This window comes from Amphritea atlantica, from assembly GCF_900111095.1.
Taxonomy (GTDB): Bacteria; Pseudomonadota; Gammaproteobacteria; order Pseudomonadales; family Balneatricaceae; genus Amphritea; species Amphritea atlantica.
In genome coordinates, this window is sequence record NZ_FOGB01000002.1 from 375007 (window position 1) to 393463 (window position 18457).

At 50.0% G+C, this 18457-nt stretch carries 15 protein-coding genes; 13 read left to right on the forward strand and 2 right to left on the reverse strand.

What is annotated here, in order from left to right; translation table 11 throughout:
- Positions 1 to 4: 4 nt before the first annotated feature.
- The 4 genes from yrfG (at position 5) to BMY09_RS05045 (ending at position 3854) form a co-directional block, all read left to right on the forward strand.
- Positions 5 to 655, forward strand: coding sequence for a GMP/IMP nucleotidase (gene yrfG, locus BMY09_RS05030; RefSeq protein ID WP_091354817.1), 651 nt, complete (start codon positions 5 to 7; stop codon positions 653 to 655).
- Positions 656 to 1096: a ribosome-associated heat shock protein Hsp15 gene (gene hslR, locus BMY09_RS05035; protein WP_091354820.1), complete on the forward strand. Its 441-nt coding sequence runs from the start codon at positions 656 to 658 to the stop codon at positions 1094 to 1096.
- Between the two features lie 98 nt (positions 1097 to 1194).
- Positions 1195 to 2067, forward strand: coding sequence for an Hsp33 family molecular chaperone HslO (gene hslO, locus BMY09_RS05040; protein WP_091354821.1), 873 nt, complete (start codon positions 1195 to 1197; stop codon positions 2065 to 2067).
- Positions 2068 to 2306: 239 nt separating this feature from the next.
- A complete protein-coding gene (locus BMY09_RS05045; RefSeq protein WP_091354824.1) occupies positions 2307 to 3854 on the forward strand; it encodes a phosphoenolpyruvate carboxykinase in 1548 nt (515 codons plus the stop codon).
- Between the two features lie 747 nt (positions 3855 to 4601).
- Here the strand turns inward: BMY09_RS05045 and ppx are convergent.
- On the reverse strand, positions 4602 to 6116 hold the full coding sequence (gene ppx, locus BMY09_RS05050; RefSeq protein ID WP_091354825.1) for an exopolyphosphatase: 1515 nt from the start codon (positions 6114 to 6116) through the stop codon (positions 4602 to 4604).
- 176 nt (positions 6117 to 6292) lie between these two features.
- On the opposite strand from ppx, the gene trxA reads away from it, so the two are divergent.
- The 5 genes from trxA (at position 6293) to BMY09_RS05075 (ending at position 11656) form a co-directional block, all read left to right on the forward strand.
- Complete coding sequence (gene trxA, locus BMY09_RS05055; RefSeq protein WP_091354828.1) at positions 6293 to 6619, forward strand: thioredoxin TrxA; 327 nt, start codon at positions 6293 to 6295, stop codon at positions 6617 to 6619.
- Positions 6620 to 6889: 270 nt separating this feature from the next.
- Positions 6890 to 8149, forward strand: coding sequence for a transcription termination factor Rho (gene rho / locus BMY09_RS05060; protein ID WP_091354829.1), 1260 nt, complete (start codon positions 6890 to 6892; stop codon positions 8147 to 8149).
- A 60-nt stretch (positions 8150 to 8209) separates the two neighbouring features.
- A complete protein-coding gene (gene ubiD, locus BMY09_RS05065; protein WP_091354832.1) occupies positions 8210 to 9691 on the forward strand; it encodes a 4-hydroxy-3-polyprenylbenzoate decarboxylase in 1482 nt (493 codons plus the stop codon).
- Positions 9684 to 10718, forward strand: coding sequence for an FAD-binding oxidoreductase (locus BMY09_RS05070; RefSeq protein ID WP_091354833.1), 1035 nt, complete (start codon positions 9684 to 9686; stop codon positions 10716 to 10718). The genes ubiD and BMY09_RS05070 overlap by 8 nt, the downstream gene beginning before the upstream one ends.
- 221 nt (positions 10719 to 10939) lie before the next feature.
- Complete coding sequence (locus BMY09_RS05075) at positions 10940 to 11656, forward strand: NYN domain-containing protein (protein ID WP_091354835.1); 717 nt, start codon at positions 10940 to 10942, stop codon at positions 11654 to 11656.
- Positions 11657 to 11755: 99 nt separating this feature from the next.
- Here BMY09_RS05075 and BMY09_RS05080 read toward each other — a convergent pair whose 3' ends face one another.
- The gene (locus BMY09_RS05080) at positions 11756 to 12640 is read right to left on the reverse strand and encodes a LysR substrate-binding domain-containing protein (RefSeq protein ID WP_091354837.1); all 885 of its coding nucleotides are present in this window, start codon (positions 12638 to 12640) and stop codon (positions 11756 to 11758) included.
- A gap of 151 nt (positions 12641 to 12791) precedes the next feature.
- Here BMY09_RS05080 and BMY09_RS05085 point away from each other — a divergent pair, with 151 nt between their 5' ends.
- From BMY09_RS05085 to BMY09_RS05100, 4 genes are all read left to right on the forward strand, one after another.
- Positions 12792 to 13091 carry a DUF1127 domain-containing protein gene (locus tag BMY09_RS05085; RefSeq protein WP_091354840.1) on the forward strand — a complete coding sequence of 100 codons (300 nt, stop codon included), beginning with the start codon at positions 12792 to 12794 and terminating at the stop codon, positions 13089 to 13091.
- A gap of 426 nt (positions 13092 to 13517) precedes the next feature.
- Positions 13518 to 14861 carry an NAD(P)/FAD-dependent oxidoreductase gene (locus tag BMY09_RS05090; RefSeq protein ID WP_245756504.1) on the forward strand — a complete coding sequence of 448 codons (1344 nt, stop codon included), beginning with the start codon at positions 13518 to 13520 and terminating at the stop codon, positions 14859 to 14861.
- Positions 14862 to 15568: 707 nt separating this feature from the next.
- Positions 15569 to 16645 (forward strand): DUF4297 domain-containing protein, encoded by a 1077-nt coding sequence (locus tag BMY09_RS05095; protein WP_091354843.1) that lies wholly within the window; start codon positions 15569 to 15571, stop codon positions 16643 to 16645.
- A gap of 48 nt (positions 16646 to 16693) precedes the next feature.
- A complete protein-coding gene (locus BMY09_RS05100) occupies positions 16694 to 18415 on the forward strand; it encodes a hypothetical protein (RefSeq protein ID WP_091354844.1) in 1722 nt (573 codons plus the stop codon).
- Positions 18416 to 18457: the final 42 nt, after the last annotated feature.

Consider the following 18457-nt stretch of genomic DNA (forward strand, 5'->3'; position numbering starts at 1 on the left):
TTATATGGATTGGACGAATATTGATACCGTGCTTCTGGATATGGATGGCACTCTGCTTGATCTGCATTTTGATACCTATTTCTGGCTTGAGCATCTGCCGGTGCGCTATGCCCAGCTGCATAGAATGGATCAGAATGAGGCGCAACAGTGGTTACATGCGCGCATTATGCAGGAACAGGGCACGCTCAACTGGTACTGTCTTGATTACTGGTCGAAGGAGCTGAAGGTTGATATTAAAGCGCTGAAACGGGAGATCAGCGAACGGATTGCGTTTCGTCCCCATGTGCATGATTTTCTCATGCATCTTGACGCGCTGGGGATTCGTCGGGTAATTGTCACCAATGCACATCAGGACAGCCTGGCACTGAAGCTGGAACAGACCGGTCTGGATAAATTAGTTGATCGGATTATCTGCTCGCACGATTATCAGATTCCAAAGGAACAGCAGGCGTTCTGGCACCGCTTGCAGGAGGATGAACCCTTTGATCCGGCCCGCACCCTGCTGGTGGACGACAGCCTGCCGGTATTGGCCTCTGCCCGCGAATACGGCATCGCCTGGCTGTTGAGTATCCTCCAGCCGGATAGTCAACAGCCCGAACGTGAGATAACCGATTTTAATGCAATTGGCCATTTTAATGAGTTGATGAAGAGATAGATGAGTAAACACAGTCATAGTAAACAGAGCCCCGCTAAACAGGGCTTGGGTAAGCAGAGTGATACAGACTCACAGGTCCGGTTGGATAAATGGCTCTGGGCGGCCCGTTTCTTTAAAACCCGCAGCGCAGCGAAAGAGGCCGTCGAGGGGGGGAAGGTGCATTATCAGGGGCAGCGGGCTAAATGTAGCCGCACTGTCGAGATCGGTGCAAAACTGGTCATTCGCCAGGGGTTTGATGAAAAGACAATTATTGTGATGGCAATTTCCGGCCAGCGCCGCGGAGCGCCTGAAGCGCAGCTGCTGTATCAGGAGACCGAAGAGAGTATCAAAAGCCGCGAAGAGCACGCTGCAGTGCGTAAAATCATGCGCGGTAGTGGCGCACCGGATCACCGCCCCAATAAAAAAGAACGGCGCAAGATTATCCAGTTTAAGGATCGCTAGCATTAAGCTGCATATGCTAATATCGGTTTTTTGCCAGCGTGATTTTTACTGGTAATGGTAGCCATATTTAGATTAAAAAATGGGTTTCAGAGAACATAATGAGCAGTTCTGATCAGCTTCAGCGGGTTATTTTTGAAGAGGCGGATATCCGCAGTGTATTGGCGGGCCTCGAGCAGAGTTATCAACAGGCAATTGCAAAGCATAACTACCCTGCGCTGATTAATCGTCTGCTGGGCGAGATGATGGCAGCGGTGAGCCTGCTCAGCGCTACGCTAAAATTTGATGGACGGCTTCTCTTGCAGGCCCAGAGTAATAACCAGGTTAAGGTGCTGATGGCTGAATGCAATCATCAGCGAGATCTGCGTGCCATCGCCCGTTTTGATGGTGAACTGCCGCAGCAGGCTGAGTTTTGCGAACTGCTGCAGGGTGGTCAACTGGTCATCACGATAGAGCCGGATCAGGGCAAACGTTATCAGGGTGTGGTACCGCTGGAAGGCGCGCGACTGAGTGATTGTCTGGAAGCTTATTTCAGCCGTTCCGAACAGCTGCCGACACAGATCCATCTGGCGGCGGATGAACAGCGGGCGGCGGGCTTTCTGCTACAGGTGATGCCTGCCAAGGGTGACTCCATGGCCGATTGGCAGCATTTCAGCTGTCTCGGCGCCACGCTCTCCGATGACGAGCTGCTGCAACTGGATAATGACACCATTATTCGCCGCCTGTTTCATGAGGAAGATTGTCGTTTGTTTGATCCGGAATCTCTGCAGTTTAAGTGCGATTGCTCCCGCAAGCGTACCGGCGATGCGTTGCGTTATATGACCCGGGAGGAGCTGGAACAGATCGTTCGGGAGGAGGGCAGTATCGAAGTCAGCTGCCAGTTCTGTAACGAATTGTACCGTTTTGACCTGGCTGATATCGCGATGATGTTCTCGGACAGCGCCAATATTGAAGGGTCTGATCAGCTCCACTAATCCGACTATTTTTATAAGTTACTGTTTTAAAGTCTGTTTTTGTTCGGATCAGCGAGGTTTTTTTTTGCCGCCAAGAAATCTCCTGGCCGATGGTGTTTTGCTGGCTTTTTTGACATAATACGCCTCCTTATAATAACGGCCCCGTTGACTTTCCGGCAGGAAATTTCAGGAACAGGGGCTATCAGGCAGCTTTATCAGGTAAATTACTTTTTTTGGCTAGAAGCCAAGGGAATCAAGCAATGAGCAAAGAAACCGTGAACACTGTACACGAAAATTTGAGCCCGGCTCAGCTAGTTGAAAAAGCCATCCAGCGTGGCGAAGGCGTTCTCGCTGACACAGGTGCGCTGGTTGTCAAAACTGGCAAGCGTACAGGTCGTTCTCCGATGGATCGTTTTATCGTTGAAGAAGCCAGTACATCTGATGAGATTCATTGGGGTCCTATCAACCGTCCGTTTGATGCAGACAAGTTTGATGCATTGTGGGCTCGTGTTGAGGAATATCTGGCGGCTCGGGAGCATTTCGTATCCAATGTTCATGTGGGTTCCGACACTAATCATTACCTGCCGGTTTTGATGACCACTGAGACTGCATGGCAGAATCTGTTTGGCCAGAATCTGTTTATCCGTCCAGCAGAATTTAATCCGAAGTCTAAAGAAGAGTGGCAGGTTATTAATGCAGCCAGCTTCGAATGTGACCCTGAGCGTGATGGCACCAACAGCGACGGCTGTGTGATTATCAACTTTGCCAAGCGTAAAGTGTTACTGGCCGGTATGCGTTATGCGGGCGAGATGAAGAAAGCGATGTTCTCTGTACAGAACTTCCTGCTGCCTGAAAAAGATGTGCTGCCGATGCACTGTTCTGCAAACGTCGGCGAAGATGGCGATACCACTCTGTTCTTTGGTCTGTCCGGTACCGGTAAGACCACCCTGTCTGCTGACCCTGAGCGTTACCTGATCGGTGATGACGAGCATGGCTGGGGTAAAGGTGTTGTCTTCAATCTGGAAGGTGGTTGCTACGCAAAAACTATCGACCTGAGCCAGAAAAATGAACCGATTATCTGGGATGCTATCCGTTTTGGCGCGATCGTCGAGAACGTAACCCTGAATGAAAAGCGTACCGCAGATTACAGCGATACTTCACTGACTGAGAATGGTCGTTGTGCCTACCCTCTGGAGCACGTTGAAAAACGTACAGAGGAGAATAAGGGCGGTGAGCCGAAGGCGATTGTCTTCCTGACCTGTGACCTGACCGGTGTTCTGCCACCTGTGTCTATCCTGTCTAAAGAAGCAGCGGCTTACCACTTCCTGTCTGGTTATACCGCACTGGTCGGCTCAACTGAGATGGGGTCAGGCGGCGGCATCAAGTCGACCTTTTCTACCTGTTTCGGTGCGCCATTCTTCCCGCGTCCAGCCAGCGAATATGCTGACCTGCTGATCAAGCGTATCGAAGAGTTTGGCAGTCAGGTTTATCTGGTAAATACCGGCTGGACAGGCGGCTCTTTCGGCACCGGATCACGTTTCAATATCCCGACCACCCGCGGTATTATTGCTGCGATTCAGAGTGGCGCGCTGGTCGATGTTCAGACCCAGCATCTGGACGGTATCAACCTGACAGTACCTACCTCTGTACCGGGTGTTGATTCTTCACTGCTGAATCCACGTGATACCTGGGCTGACAAGGGTGCATACGATGCTACGGCAAAAGACCTGATCGGTCAGTTCACCAGCAACTTCACCAAGTTTGAAGGTGTGGCTGAAGCAATCATCGCCGCAGGCCCACAAGCCTGAACGCAGATTGAATGAAAAAAGGCTCCTTCGGGAGCCTTTTTTGTTGTAGAGCAGTTGCTAGTGGTTAGACGCGGCTGCGCCGCTCGCTAGTCGCGAGAAAAAACGATCTTAATAGCTTGCACAGCGTAGATTGGTTTTGCTCTTCGTAAGCGATGGTTTCAAAAACGTAAGTGCAGAAAACAAAAGCCCCGAACCACTCCGTATCCGCTCTTCCTGGCTAGTGGTTAGACGCGGCTGCGCCGCTCGCTAGTCGCGAGAAAAAACGATCTTAATAGCTTGAACGCGAAAATTGGTTTTGCTCTTCGTAAGCGATTGTTTCAAAAACGTAAGTGCAGAAAGCAAAAGCCCCGAACCACTCCGTATCCGCTCTTCCTAGCTAGTGGTTAGACGCGGCTGCGCCGCTCGCTAGTCGCGAGAAAAAACGATCTTAATGCTTGCACCGCGTAGATTGGTTTTGCTCTTCGTAAGCGATTGTTTCAAAAACGTAAGTGCAGAAAGCAAAAGCCCCGAACCACTCCGTATCCGCTCTTCCTAGCTAGTGGTTAGACGCGGCTGCGCCGCTTGCTAGTCGCTAGAAAAAACGTTCTTAATAGCTTGCGCAGCGTAGTTTGGTTTTGCTCTTTGTAAGTGATTTTTGCAAAGGCGCAAATTCAAAAAAACAAAAGCCCTGAACCACTCCGTATCCGCTCTTCCTAGCCACTAGCAGGCGCGTAGCGCCGTTCTAGCAAGCGGCGAAGCCGCGTCTAGTTACTTAAACGCCAGTGTGTACCCCGCATTCGCCAGATATCCCGCTTCCTGCTCCAGGTCCGCCTGAGTGAGGGGCTGATGGCTGAGCCAGTTGTCCGGGAAGGCCAGGGTCAGTTCGTTGTCCTCTGCGGTGAGGTGGAAGGCGGGCAGGCGTTCACGGCTGCGGCTGCGGTTGAGTACAAACGCCAGTCTGAGCAGTATGGTCAGGCGGCTATAGTGCTTCGCCTCGCGAGGCAGTAGCTGATCAAAGGTGGCCGTCGGGAACTTGCGCCGGTGCCCCTGTATCACGGCAGCCAGCTGAATCTGCTGTCGCTTGGTAAATCCCGGCAGGTCTGAGTTCAGTACCAGGTAGGCGCTGTGTTTATGGTATTGGCTATGGGCGATGGTCAGTCCGGTTTCACAGCAGCGTGCTGCCCAGCTGAGCATATTGTGATATTCAGTGGTATCCAGCTTCCAGCTCTCCCGCACCTGGGTCAGGGCGATCAGGGCGGTCTGTTCAATCCGCATCGCCTGTTCCTGGTCTACCCGGTAACGCTGCATCATCGCATTGATACTGCGTTCACGAACATCCTCGTGGCGCAGGCGGCCGGCCATATCGTACAGCAGTCCCTCCCGCAGTGCGCCTTCGGAAAAGCGGATCTCTTTGATGCCCAACGATTCAAAGGCTGCGGAAAGGATAGCGATACCGGCGGGGAAGACTGAGCGGCGATCCTCTTTTAAGCCCTCAATATCGATCTCATCGACATGGTTGTAACTGAGTATTTTCTCTTTCAGTTGTTGCAGTGCCGATGCGCTGACTTTATCGGTTGCATACCCTAGTGTGATGCAGGCGTTGCGCACCGCCTTAATGGTGCCGGATGCGCCGACACAATCATCCCAGCCCAGTTGCCGATAGGTGCGCTTGATGGTCAGCAGCTCCCGCAAGGCGCCAAATACAGCCAGCTGGAAGTTCTTTTCGGTGATTATTCCATTGGGAAAGTAACGGTTACTGAAGCTGACGCAGCCCATCTCAAGGCTTTCAAGTTCAAGCGGTTCAAAGCGTTCACCAATAATAAACTCGGTGCTGCCGCCGCCGATATCGATTACCAGCCGGCGGCCGTTATCACCCGCCAGGGTATGGGATACCCCCAGATAGATCAGCCGCGCTTCTTCAATACCGGCGATGACTTCGATAGAGCAGCCCATAATCTTTTCGGCTTCGAGAATAAAGTCGTCACTGTTGCTTGCTTCTCTCAGGGCATTGGTGCCGACGATTCTGATCTGCTGATCGGGTATATCCCTGACCCGCTGAGCAAAGCGCTCCATACACTCCAGCCCCCGCTGAATTGCTTCCGTCGTTAGCATACGGTTTTCATCGAGTCCGGCAGCGAGCTGAACTTTTTCTGATAACAGATCGATAGGCTGTAATTCGCCCTGAACGAGTTTGGCGACTACGATATGAAAGCTGTTTGAGCCCAGGTCGATGGCAGCCAGCAGCGAATGCTCGCCAGGGCTGGTGGTAGTTTCCTGATTCATGTGCGTATGCTTCAAAATAGAGAATAGGGCTATCTTAACAGATATATGTTACTGATTAGAGAGAATACACTGGATATTGATGTCTGTGGCGTTCCCTGCTTATTCACAACCGTTTAATGACAATGGTATGATCGGTAACTATTAATATTTAGTGAATCTCACTGCAGAGGCTTTTTATGAGTGAAAATATTGTTAACGTGACCGATGCTTCCTTTGAAGATGATGTTTTAAAAGCTGACGGTCCGGTACTGGTTGATTACTGGGCCGAGTGGTGTGGTCCATGCAAAATGATTGCACCCGTACTGGAAGAGATCGCCAAAGATTACGCTGGCAAGCTGAAAGTTTGTAAGCTGAATATCGACGAGAATAACGAAACGCCGCCAAAATTTGGTATTCGTGGTATTCCGACACTGATGCTGTTTAAAGATGGCAACGTTGAAGCGACTAAAGTGGGTGCGCTGTCCAAGTCGCAGCTGGCAACCTTCATTGAAGAGAGCATTTAGACGCTGAATGTGGGCCTCTGGCCTGTAAAAAACGCAGGGAGTGACCGGGATCATGGTTTGCTCCCTGATTTACTGGACTCTTTTTAACCAACGCATTATAGTGTGATCTCCAAACACCGGATTCTCTTCCAGAACTCTATTGCTTCCAGAACTCTGGATTATTACTCTGGTTTAGAACTCTGATTTCACTTTATCAATTCAATCTGACCTGAATAGTTATGCTATTCCGCTCAAGGCACATTCCTGTCTTCCAACACTACACAAAAACCTATGAATCTAACCGAACTTAAAAAGAAAAGCGTTCCTGAACTGCTAGATATAGCAAAAGAGATGGGACTGGATAATCTGGGCCGTTCCCGTAAACAAGATGTTATTTTTGCAATTCTTAAGCGTCATGCTAAGGGTGGTGAAGATATCTATGGCGACGGCGTGTTGGAAATTTTGCAGGATGGCTTCGGCTTTCTGCGATCGGCGGAAGGATCATACCTTGCAGGCCCTGATGATATCTATGTATCACCGAGCCAGATCCGGCGCTTTAATCTGCGCACCGGCGATACGATCTCCGGCAAAATTCGTCCGCCCAAAGACAGCGAGCGTTATTTTGCGCTGCTGAAAGTTGATCAGATCAACTTTGATAAGCCGGAAAATGCCAAGAACAAAATTCTGTTTGAAAACCTGACGCCGCTGTTTGCGCAGGAACGGTTGAAGATGGAGCTGGGTAACGGCAGTACAGAAGATCTGACTGCCCGGGTAATCGACCTGGTTTGCCCGATGGGTAAAGGCCAGCGGGCCTTGCTGGTATCGCCGCCGAAGGCGGGTAAGACCCTGATGCTGCAGAATATTGCCAACTCCATTAAACGCAACAACCCTGAAGTGCACCTGATTGTACTGCTGATCGATGAGCGTCCTGAGGAAGTGACCGAGATGCAGCGCACCGTGCGCGGTGAAGTGGTTGCCTCGACATTCGATGAGCCGCCGTCACGTCACGTGCAGGTTGCCGAGATGGTGCTGGAGAAGGCCAAGCGTCTGACCGAGCACAAACAGGATGTGGTTATCCTGCTCGACTCTATCACCCGTCTGGCCCGTGCCTACAACACTGTGATCCCATCATCCGGTAAAGTACTGACCGGTGGTGTGGATGCCCACGCACTGGAACGTCCTAAGCGTTTCTTTGGTGCGGCGCGTAATATCGAAGAGGGCGGCAGCCTGACCATCATCGCGACCGCGCTGGTTGATACCGGTTCGAAGATGGATGAGGTTATCTTTGAAGAGTTTAAAGGTACCGGTAACTCTGAGGTGCATCTGGACCGTAAAGTGGCTGAGAAGCGGGTTTACCCTGCCTTCAACATCCGCCGTTCAGGCACCCGTCGGGAAGACCTGCTGACCACCGAGGAAGAGCTGCAGCGGATGTGGATTCTGCGCAAGCTGCTGGACCCGATGGAAGACTCTGCGGCGATCGAGTTTGTGCTGGATAAGCTGAAAGACTTCAAGACCAACGACGAATTCTTCCTCTCGATGCGTCGTTCCTGATTCATATCTCTGTTCTGAAAGGGTAAGCTTAGCGCTTGCCCTTTTTTATTGCTGAATACTATGTCAAACCTGAAATACAAAGACCTGCGAGACTTTATCCACAGCCTTGAAAAACAAGGAGAACTGGTGCGAATCAGTGTCGAAGTCGATCCCAATCTGGAGATGACCGAGATCTGTGACCGCACCCTTCGGGCGGGTGGTCCGGCACTGCTGTTTGAAAACCCCAGGGGCTATGATTATCCGGTACTGGCAAACCTGTTTGGTACTCCACGGCGGGTTGCTCTGGGGATGGGGCAGGAGGATGTCGCCAGTCTGCGTGAAGTGGGCAAACTGTTGGCGATGCTGAAAGAACCTGAGCCACCCAAAGGGATGAAAGACGCCTGGGAGAAGCTGCCGATCTTTAAGCAGGTGCTGAATATGGGGCCGAAAAAGGTTCGCAACGCCGCCTGCCAGACCTATGTGATCGAGGGCGATGATGTTGACCTGGGTAAAATACCGGTACAGCGCTGCTGGCCCGGTGATGCCGGGCCGCTGGTGACCTGGCCGCTGGTGATCACCCGCGGGCCGAATAAGTCGCGTCAGAATCTGGGCATCTACCGGCAACAGGTGATCGGCAAAAACAAACTGATTATGCGCTGGCTGGCACACCGCGGTGGAGCGCTGGACTTCCGTGAGTGGAAAGAGCTGCATCCGGGTGAAAAGTTCCCCGTTGCGGTGGCGCTGGGGGCCGATCCTGCCACTATTCTGGGGGCTGTCACACCGGTGCCCGATACGCTGTCGGAATATGCCTTTGCTGGCTTATTACGCGGTGGTAAAACCGAAGTGACTCAGTGCATAGGCAGTGACCTGCAGGTGCCCGCGAGTGCCGAGTTTATTCTTGAAGGTTATATCGATCCCGAAGAGATGGCCGATGAAGGTCCGTTTGGCGACCATACCGGTTATTACAACGAGGTCGATAGTTTTCCGGTGTTTACCGTTGAACGTATTACCCACCGGCCCGATCCTATTTATCACAGCACCTATACCGGCCGTCCACCGGATGAGCCCGCGGTGCTGGGGGTCGCGCTGAACGAAGTGTTTGTGCCGATTCTGCAGAAACAGTTTCCGGAAATTACCGATTTCTACCTGCCACCGGAAGGCTGCTCCTACCGTATGGCGGTGGTCACCATGAAGAAGCAGTATCCCGGTCATGCCAAGCGGGTGATGCTGGGGGTCTGGTCCTTCCTGCGGCAGTTTATGTACACCAAGTTTGTCATTGTCTGTGATGATGATATCAACGCCCGGGACTGGAACGATGTGATCTGGGCGATCACCACCCGGATGGATCCGATCCGGGATACCACGCTGATCGACAATACCCCGATCGACTATCTGGACTTCGCCTCACCGGTCTCTGGGCTGGGGTCAAAGATGGGTATGGATGCCACTAATAAGTGGCCCGGTGAAACCACCCGGGAGTGGGGTGAACCAATTGTGATGTCGCCCGAGGTAAAACAACGGGTCGATGATATCTGGGATCAGTTAGGCATCAAGAGTGACTAAGTCTTACCAGATAACCGTTAATGATCAATATGTTGTTGAGGCTGAAGCCGGAGTGTCGATCTTTGACAGTCTGCGAAACGCAGGTTACAGCATGCGTTTCAGCTGTCGCAACGGCGTGTGTGAAATTTGTAAAGCAACCCTGATAGTGGGTAGTATCCGGCAGCGTTATCCTGAGCTGGAACTACAATTAAGTGAGGGTGATAAACCCGCACAGATATTTGCCTGTACCGCTGTACCGCGCAGCGATATCAGGGTGAACATTGATGGGCTGCTACGCCCTGGAGAGTTACGCGTGAAAAAACTGGTTTGTGATATCGCCGCCGTTGAACCGTTAAGCCATGATGTCTACCGGGTGCGACTGCATCTGCCGGTCACCGGTCGGCATGCGGTTGAGTTCCATGCGGGTCAGTATCTGGAAATAATTTTACCGGATCAGCGCCGCGCTGCCTTCTCAATCGGCAGTGCGCCGGACTTCAGCAGCGATATCGAACTGCATATCCGGCGGATGCCGGAGGGTGAGCTGTCGGTTGCCATTATGGAGCACCTGCAAAATAACCCCAGTGTCGAGATTGAATTGCCCAAGGGCGAGTGCTATCTGGAAGCGGCATCGCTAAAACCCGATACCACGATCATCCTGGCAGCAGCCAGCACCGGCTTTGCCCAGATCAAAGCGATTGCTGAACACCTGCTGGCCAATCAGGTAAAAAATCCGATCCATATCTACTGGGGTGCCCGGGTCGAAGCGGATTTCTATCTGGAAAAACTACCGCTGCAATGGGCCCACGAACACACCAATGTACATGTCCATCTGGTGGTCAGTGAACCCGGAAACAGCCCCGGCTGGGGTGGTCGTACCGCCCTGTTACCGGCTGCGGTGGTGGCTGACTTCGACAACTTCGATAATGCAGAGATCTTCACCAGCGGCTCACCGGCGATGGTCTATGCGCTGGTTGACGCTTGCGAGGCTAAGGGGCTTCAGGAAGATCAGATCCATTCTGACGTCTTTGCTTATGCGCCGAGGAAATAGAGCATAAAGCAGAGCGCAACGAAGAGCGCGTTGCTTGCCAGATCGTCGCATCGCGTTCAAAGCCGTTGCTAGACGTCGCTTCGCGACTGGCTAGACGGGCTTCGCCCTCGCTAGAAAAGGCATAAAGAAAAGAGAGCGGATACGCTCTTTTTTTTAGGGACACGCTAGCGATTGTGTTGCGGGGATACGTTGTTAAGTCAATTCAGAGATGCGGTTTTAACATGAGCGAAATAAAGCAAAAGATTGCCCTGTTTATCGATGCGGATAACGCACCCGCCAGCAAGTTTGTCGATGTTCTGAGTGAAGTGGCAAAGTATGGTGTGGTGACTATCCGTAAAGCTTACGGCAACTGGAAGTCGCCCACCCTTAAATCCTGGGAGGAGTTGCTGCATGAGTACGCTATTCAACCGGTGCAGCAGTATGATTTAACCAAGGGTAAAAATGCCTCTGATATCGCGCTGGTCATCGATGCGATGGATGTTATGTATACCAAAGATATCGATGTGATGTGCTTTATCTCTTCCGACTGTGATTTTACCCCGATGGTTACCCGGGCGCTGGCGGAAGGCAAAATGGTGTTGGGGTTTGGTGAGCGGAAGACGCCATCGCCCTTTGTTAATGCCTGTTCAAAATTCCTCTTTCTTGACCAGCCGGAAGCGGTCGAAAACGCCAGCAGTGCTAAACCTAAAAATATCAAATCCGATACCAAACTGATCAACCTGTTGCGTCAGGCGATTGAAGCTACGGAAGATGAGGATGGCTGGGCCGCATTAGGCCCGGTGGGGGCCAATATCTCCAACCGCACATCATTCGATTGCCGCAACTATGGTTATAAAAATCTCAGCAGCCTGTTTAAAGCGGTCGACCTGTTCGAGCTGAAACGGGGTCAGGGACGCTCTTTTCTGGTGCGGGATGCGCGGAAGGGGAAAAAAGTGTAAGACCGCAACGAAGAGCGTGTTGCTTGCCAGATCGTCGCTGCGCGACTGGCTAGACGCGGCTTCGCCGCTTGCTAGTGGCTGGAAAAATCGCTATCCAGCTTAGCGTGGTGTTTTCCAGGCATCGACGATATAGCGGGCTAAGGCATTTCCCGCAGGGCCTAATTCCTTGCGGTGTTCGAAGAGTAACTGATACTCACCCAGTTCAGGCAGGCCCCATCTATCATCGACCTTCACAAAAGGGGCTCTCATATGACTTTGCGGTATTGGTGCGATCGCCAGATCGGCCTCCATCGCGGCTTGCATGCCTGAGCTCTGATCGCAGGTATAGGCGATACGGTACTCAATTCCCTGCTTGTCTAATGCCTCGAGAGCCATGGTGCGCCAGCAGCAGCCCCGACTGGCAACCGCCAGTGGCAGAGGATGACTTTCTACCGCCAGACCGCCGCTACGGTTAGCCCAGACGAGCGGTTCAGTAAACACCACCTCTCCGCGAGTCGGGTCCTGACCGACATTGCCTGCGGTTAACAGCGCCATATCCAGCTCGCCTGCGTCCAACAGTGACAACAGCTCTGTACTGCTACCGGCGATGACGTTGACGGCGACGGCGGGGTGAGAGCGTGCGAACTGTGCCATCACCTTCGGTAATACCCCGGTTGCCAGATCTTCCGGAGAGCCAAAGCAGATGGTTCCTTCGATGCTGGGGGCCATAAACTGGCTGACCGCCTCCTCATTCAGCCTGAGTAACCGACGACTATAGCTGAGTAATACCTCGCCTTCAGAGGTTAAGCGAACCTGTCTTGCCTCGCGAAGAAATAAACTCTTCCCCAGGGTTTCCTCAAGGCGCTTGATCTGCATGCTGACGGCAGCCGGAGAGCGAAATACCTGCTCGGCCGCGCGGGTAAAACTTCCACTTTCGGCAATGGCCACAAACGAGCGAAGCAGGTCGAATTCCAGTAAGGGAGGGGTATTTGCAAACAGAGACATAACTACACCGTTAAGATTTTCTGAATCTTGAGTTTAGTATTTTTAGTTTGATTAAACAATGTACAAAAATCATCATTCAGTAACAGGTCGCACCCTGATCATCTTTTGTTAACCACTAACACCGTGAAGTGAACGGTGAGGAGATTCCGCTATGTCCAGTTGTGATCTTTTGATTCAAACATCGTCGACCACTGTGACTCCGTCCAGACAGGAAAAGGCGCGTTCATGGCGTCAGCAGCACCGGCTCATCCAGGCATTGAAGGGTTGGTATGATGCTTATCGTCGCCGTCAGGTATTACTGGACCTGCTTCGTTATGATGATCATATGCTGGACGATATGGGGTATACCCGCCAGGACATACAGGCGATTGCGAAGCTGCCCCTGAGCGCGGATGCTGATGAAGTGCTGAAGCAGCTAAGATCAGACCGCAACGGAAAGCGCGGCGACTAACTTTGCACGATAAATGGATCTGAGCGGTTGCTGGGATAAATTAGTTCTTTTCTCGCTTGGGTTGAGAACGCAACGAAGAGCGCGTTGCTCGCTAGACGGGCTTCGCCCTTGCTAGACCGTCGCTTCGCGACTAGCTAGTTGTTAGAAAAAGCATAAGAACAAAAAGAAAGAGAGCGGGTGGCTCTCTTTTTTGTGGGAGACGCGAACATGACTATAGATTGCCAGCGGAACCTCTCTCTTTTTGAGTAATTGAACCGGGTTTATGTTTCAGGCACACTCAGGTTAATGGAGATCTGAGCCAACTGCTCAGATCTCATTGATTTTAAACGTCTCTTGGCGACTGGCTCATTTCAACGTCTCGCCCCACTGTGGGTTCGAAGGTTTGAAGCTCACTTATAACGCTAGGCTAATCTTAAGGCTCTTATGATGATCACCCTGAACACGCCTGTTGCGTTTAATGACCCGCTCCCTGATGAGGTTGATGTGGTGGTGATTGGTGGCGGCGTTATCGGTATTTTCTCTGCCCTGAATATTGTGCGTTCGGGGCTGAGTGTGATGGTGATCGAAAAAGGCCGTATTGCCGGAGAGCAGTCGTCACGCAACTGGGGCTGGATCAGACAACATGGTCGTGATGCCGCAGAGCTGCCGATTATGATGGAAGCTTCCCTGCTATGGGAGGCTTTTGATAAAGAGGTTAAAGGTCGTACCGGGTTTAAGCGGGTCGGGGTGATGTATCTGTCACAAACCGAAGCGGCGCAGGCGCAACGGGAAGCGTGGCTGAGTATTGCCGCAGCCCATGGCGTCGATACCGTGGCACTGTCCAGCACCCAGCTAAAACAACATATTCAACAGGACCCTCGGGCAAAAAATACCTGGGTCGGCGCGACCTATACCGCCAGTGATGCCTGCGCCGAGCCATGGCAAGCGGTGCCTGCCGTGGCAGAACTGGCCCACAGCGAAGGGGTTCTTATCCGGGAAAATTGCGCCGTGCGTACACTGGATATCGAAGCGGGCCAGATTGTCGGGGTGATCACTGAGGCAGGCCGCATCAGAACATCGCAGGTAGTCGTCGCCGGAGGTGCCTGGTCATCCCTGTTTCTGCGCCGTCACGGTATCAATATCCCTCAGCTATCGGTACGCGCCTCCGTTGCCCGAACCGCCCCGCTGCAAAGTATCACCACCGCCAGTTTTGCGGATAAAAAACTGGCAGTGCGCCGCCGCAATGATGGCGGTTACACCCTCGCGCTCACCGATTCCCATGATCATTTTATTGGCCCGGATTCGTTTCGTTTATTACCTAAGTGGCTCAGAACGGGACTGCAAAACTATCATGAGATCCGACCCTGGATAAACGAAATCGCTAACTCCCCGGATGCCTGGCGGGTACAACGCCACTGGAGCGCTGATGAGATCACCCCCTTCGAACTCACCCGCGTTCTCGATCCCGCCCCCGCCAAAGGTAAGGTGAAAGTGATGCAACAGCGTTTCGCAGAGCGGTTCCCACAGATCGGCATCCCTCCCATACTGGATGCCTGGGCGGGCATGATCGATGCGATGCCCGATATCGTCCCCATTGTCGACAGAGTCCCCGATCTGGAAGGCCTTATCGTCGCAACCGGCATGAGCGGGCATGGGTTTGGCATAGGCCCCGCCTTCGGCAGAATCGTCTCTCAGATCGTCAATAAACAAGAGAGTCAGCATGATTTGTCGCGCTTTCGGTTTTCCCGGTTCTCGGATGGCAGCCAGCTCGAAATTGGGCCTAATGTTTAAAGGCAGTTGTTAGAACGCAACGAAGAGCGCGTTGCTCGCTAGACGGGCTTCGCCCTTGCTAGACCGTCGCTTCGCGACTCGCTAGTCGTTAGAAAAAGCGTAAAAACAAAAAGAAGGGGGCCGTTGGCGCTCTTTCTTTGTTGTAGGAGGTGCATCTTGCGCCGATTAGGCTTTGATATTTTTGAGACCTGTTTCATTACCGCAGTAGTCTATTCACAGTCAGTAATGCCCGGCTGCATAGAAAGGGAATAGGTCAGTGCCAGATTCTGGGTTTGGTCTATTTACCTGCAAAATACAAGACCTGACCCCGTTGCCTCTTTAGAACGCAACGAAGAGCGCGTTGCTCGCTAGACGGGCTTCGCCCTTGCTAGACCGTTGCTTCGCGACTCGCTAGTCGTTAGAAAAAGCGTAAAAGCAAAAAGATGAGGGCTATTGGCTCTCTTTAGCACCTATCATTAAGCAATTGCCCCCACTTTCTCTTTCAGGCACACTCAGTGAATGGATATGTGTAGTTCCACTATACAAACTGACCAATGAGCCCGCTCATTTTCAGTGGACGAGAATGTAGTAGCTGTTTTTAGGCTTTTCTCTTGTTATCAAAGATACGAAGTGAATGACGTCAGAATGATATTTACTTTGATTGCATTTATTTTGTAGTGATCAAAAAGGGCTTTGACTCTTTGATCTTTTAGTTGGAAGTCGGTGACATGTTAGATAACCCACTTGCAGTAGCTCAGCGTGAGTCCGCTGGGGCTAGCACCTTTGGAAAGTATAATTTTCAATTCCATTGGGCTTTGTGCGAGATAATTAAAAAACATGAGCAGCAGAAAGAGTACGCTATTCTCATTGAGCACCATGAGAATGTTGTGATCGCAGATGCTTTGGAGGCTGATAAAGCGAAATTTGAGTTCTATCAGGTGAAAAATCAGGCAGCCAAATTTACTGCAGATTCATTAATTAAGCGAAAAAAAGGTACTGTAAAGGCACTGAAAAGCTCAGTTCTAGGTAAATTACTTAGTTCTTGCATTCACAACCAATATGAGGAACGCATTACAACGATTGGTTTAGTTTCATCTAGCGGCTTTAGCTTAGCTTTAGATAAGGGGTTAAAGCTGGATGTAATTAAAATGGGTGATATTGCTGAAGAAGATCTAGCGACTATGACACAAAGCATTCATAAAGAGTTAGGTATCGATATATTGCCAGGGCATTTGCAGTTCATCGTTCCTGAAATACAACTTCGAAATCAAGAAGACTATGTTCTATCAAATTTTGCAAGGCTTGTAGACAAGCTCTTCCCAGGAGCTCTTTGCAATGCAGTTGCAATCTACCGCGCGGTTATTGATGAAATGGGCCGAATTGGTCGTTTGGAGTATGACTACAAAGACTGGGCTAGGCTCATCGAGAAAAAATCTTTGACTTCGACAAGTTTACATCAAGTTATTACGCAGCATTCAAGACACCCATGCGTTGATGACATCAAAAATGACTTTGATGATTTGGCAAATGATCTGTGTTGGAAATCTAAGAGGAAACGTTCTTTTAAACGAGAGCTATCATTACTAGCCCTTCGAAGAGCAGGTTTCATGAGTGCCTTAGATATTGATATCACTAATTCATTTAGGGCATCTCATGACAAAATCAATGAAGACGATTTTTCCAATGATAACGCTTATGTGGATGCCTTAGAGCAACAGGCTATTAGGGAAGGGCTACTAAGAAAAGTTAAAGATCAAAATGCACTTTTGATGGAAGTTATCTACTGCTTATTGAAGGTTGAGTAATGAAAAATAATTACAAACTCTTGATTAGGAATCTTAGGAAGCACAAAAATGAAAGGCTTGCATTTTCAACGTCTAGTTCTCTTGTCCGATTCGAAAAAACTGGGGAATCAGTTCTCGTTTCCGAAGAGATTCAATCTCGTTACCGGAAAAGACAATAGTATTGGTAAATCTACACTTGTTAAAAGCTTATTTTGGGCTATTGGTTGCGATCCCCAATTTGACCAAGAATGGAAATCAAATGATGTGAAGGCGATTCTCTACTTTAAGATTAATGAGGTCGACTACATCGTTAGTCGCTATCAAGACATCATTTATTTTGGTAAGTCAGACTCACTTTTGGATAAGTATTCAAGGGTTACAGGGGAGTTTGCACAAGCCTTTGCAAAAGTTACGGGCTTCGACCTACTTTTGGCGAACAGACAAAATGGTCTAGATTGTCCTCCTCCAGCTTTTTACTTTTTACCTTTCTATATTGATCAGAAGAGAAGCTGGGATGAGCCTTGGAATGGTTTTGAAAACCTTGCTCAATACAGTAATTTTCGAAGAAACCTTATTAAATACTTTTGCGGTTACCTATCCCCTAATCACTTTGAAATCGAAGAAGAGATTTTCGAACAAAAAGCTAAGCAGAATGCTGCCAATCATCAAGTTAACCGTATTACTGCTGCAATTGAAGTTCTTGAAGAGATTGCGCCAGCACAAACTATTGCGATCACTCTGGAGGAGCTTGAATCAATTCAATCAGAGATTAAGCAAGAACTTCAAGTGTTCTCACATCAACAGTTTAAACTGTATGAGCAACAATCTATATTAGCTAATGAAATCCATGACTTAGAACAGCAGTGCCATATTGCGATAGCTTCGGCAAAAGAGCTAGATGAGGACTATAGATTTGCTGTAGAAAACGTCCCATCTAATTCATTAGAGTGTCCTTTATGTGGTGTTGAACATGATAACTCACTCCTTAGTAGAGCTGGGCTTCTTGCTGATAGAGAAGCACTTGAGCAGCAGGCAAGCAATATTAGAGCAATGCTGAATGAGAAATACGAACAACAAGGGGAACTTATAGATGAGCTTAGCCTCGTATCATCTGAAATTGATAGAATAAACGATAAGTATCTATCTCAATACGATGACGTAGCGACTGATGAGCAGGCTGCTTTTGAGCAGGCACTTCACGTTGTATCTCAAAATAAAGTGAACTACAGCGTAGCTCAAACTAAAGAAGGCTATCAATTGCAATCTAAAGAAGCCCAAGATCAACAAAAGAAACTCAAAGCAGATCAAAGAAAGCTTCTTAAAAAGAAAGATAAAGATGAACTTAATGAGATGTTCATGGGTAATCTTACAGAAAATATCGAAACTTTATCGGCCAAAGGTGTAAATCTCAACGGAGTTAAGTCTCCTGTTGATTATAAAAAGATTCTTGGTGGTGGCGCAGCTGAAGGAACTCGTGGAACTTTAGCATACCAATTGGCAATACTACGTCAAATTGAGCATGCAGCGCATTGTGAACTAGCCCCGTTTGTTATTGATACTCCTAATCAGCAGGAACAAGCAGAGCACAGATATAAAAGTGTACTTGATGTAATAAGGGATAACGTCCCAGGCGGATATCAAGTCATTCTATGTGCCATGGATAACGAGGCTCTATACACATACAAGCAAGATTCCCATATTATTGAGTTGGATGGGGATCGTTTGTTGCAAAGAGCGCATTACGAAACTCTCCGTTCTGAGTATGATGAAGTAGTTTTAGTTAGAAATTAATTTCACTCAGCTGCCCTTGGATAGCCTTTCCTTCAGCTCACT

Bases quoted from the DNA above. Each gene is read 5' to 3' on its own strand.
- BMY09_RS05090 (WP_245756504.1), top strand. From the start codon at position 13,518: ATGATCACCCTGAACACGCCTGTTGCGTTTAATGACCCGCTCCCTGAT.
- BMY09_RS05100 (WP_091354844.1), top strand. From the start codon at position 16,694: ATGAAAGGCTTGCATTTTCAACGTCTAGTTCTCTTGTCCGATTCGAAA.
- BMY09_RS05045 (WP_091354824.1), top strand. From the start codon at position 2,307: ATGAGCAAAGAAACCGTGAACACTGTACACGAAAATTTGAGCCCGGCT.
- BMY09_RS05080 (WP_091354837.1), bottom strand. From the start codon at position 12,640: ATGTCTCTGTTTGCAAATACCCCTCCCTTACTGGAATTCGACCTGCTT.
- hslR (WP_091354820.1), top strand. From the start codon at position 656: ATGAGTAAACACAGTCATAGTAAACAGAGCCCCGCTAAACAGGGCTTG.
- yrfG (WP_091354817.1), top strand. From the start codon at position 5: ATGGATTGGACGAATATTGATACCGTGCTTCTGGATATGGATGGCACT.
- BMY09_RS05095 (WP_091354843.1), top strand. From the start codon at position 15,569: ATGTTAGATAACCCACTTGCAGTAGCTCAGCGTGAGTCCGCTGGGGCT.
- BMY09_RS05075 (WP_091354835.1), top strand. From the start codon at position 10,940: ATGAGCGAAATAAAGCAAAAGATTGCCCTGTTTATCGATGCGGATAAC.
- trxA (WP_091354828.1), top strand. From the start codon at position 6,293: ATGAGTGAAAATATTGTTAACGTGACCGATGCTTCCTTTGAAGATGAT.
- ubiD (WP_091354832.1), top strand. From the start codon at position 8,210: ATGTCAAACCTGAAATACAAAGACCTGCGAGACTTTATCCACAGCCTT.
- ppx (WP_091354825.1), bottom strand. From the start codon at position 6,116: ATGAATCAGGAAACTACCACCAGCCCTGGCGAGCATTCGCTGCTGGCT.
- BMY09_RS05085 (WP_091354840.1), top strand. From the start codon at position 12,792: ATGTCCAGTTGTGATCTTTTGATTCAAACATCGTCGACCACTGTGACT.
- hslO (WP_091354821.1), top strand. From the start codon at position 1,195: ATGAGCAGTTCTGATCAGCTTCAGCGGGTTATTTTTGAAGAGGCGGAT.
- rho (WP_091354829.1), top strand. From the start codon at position 6,890: ATGAATCTAACCGAACTTAAAAAGAAAAGCGTTCCTGAACTGCTAGAT.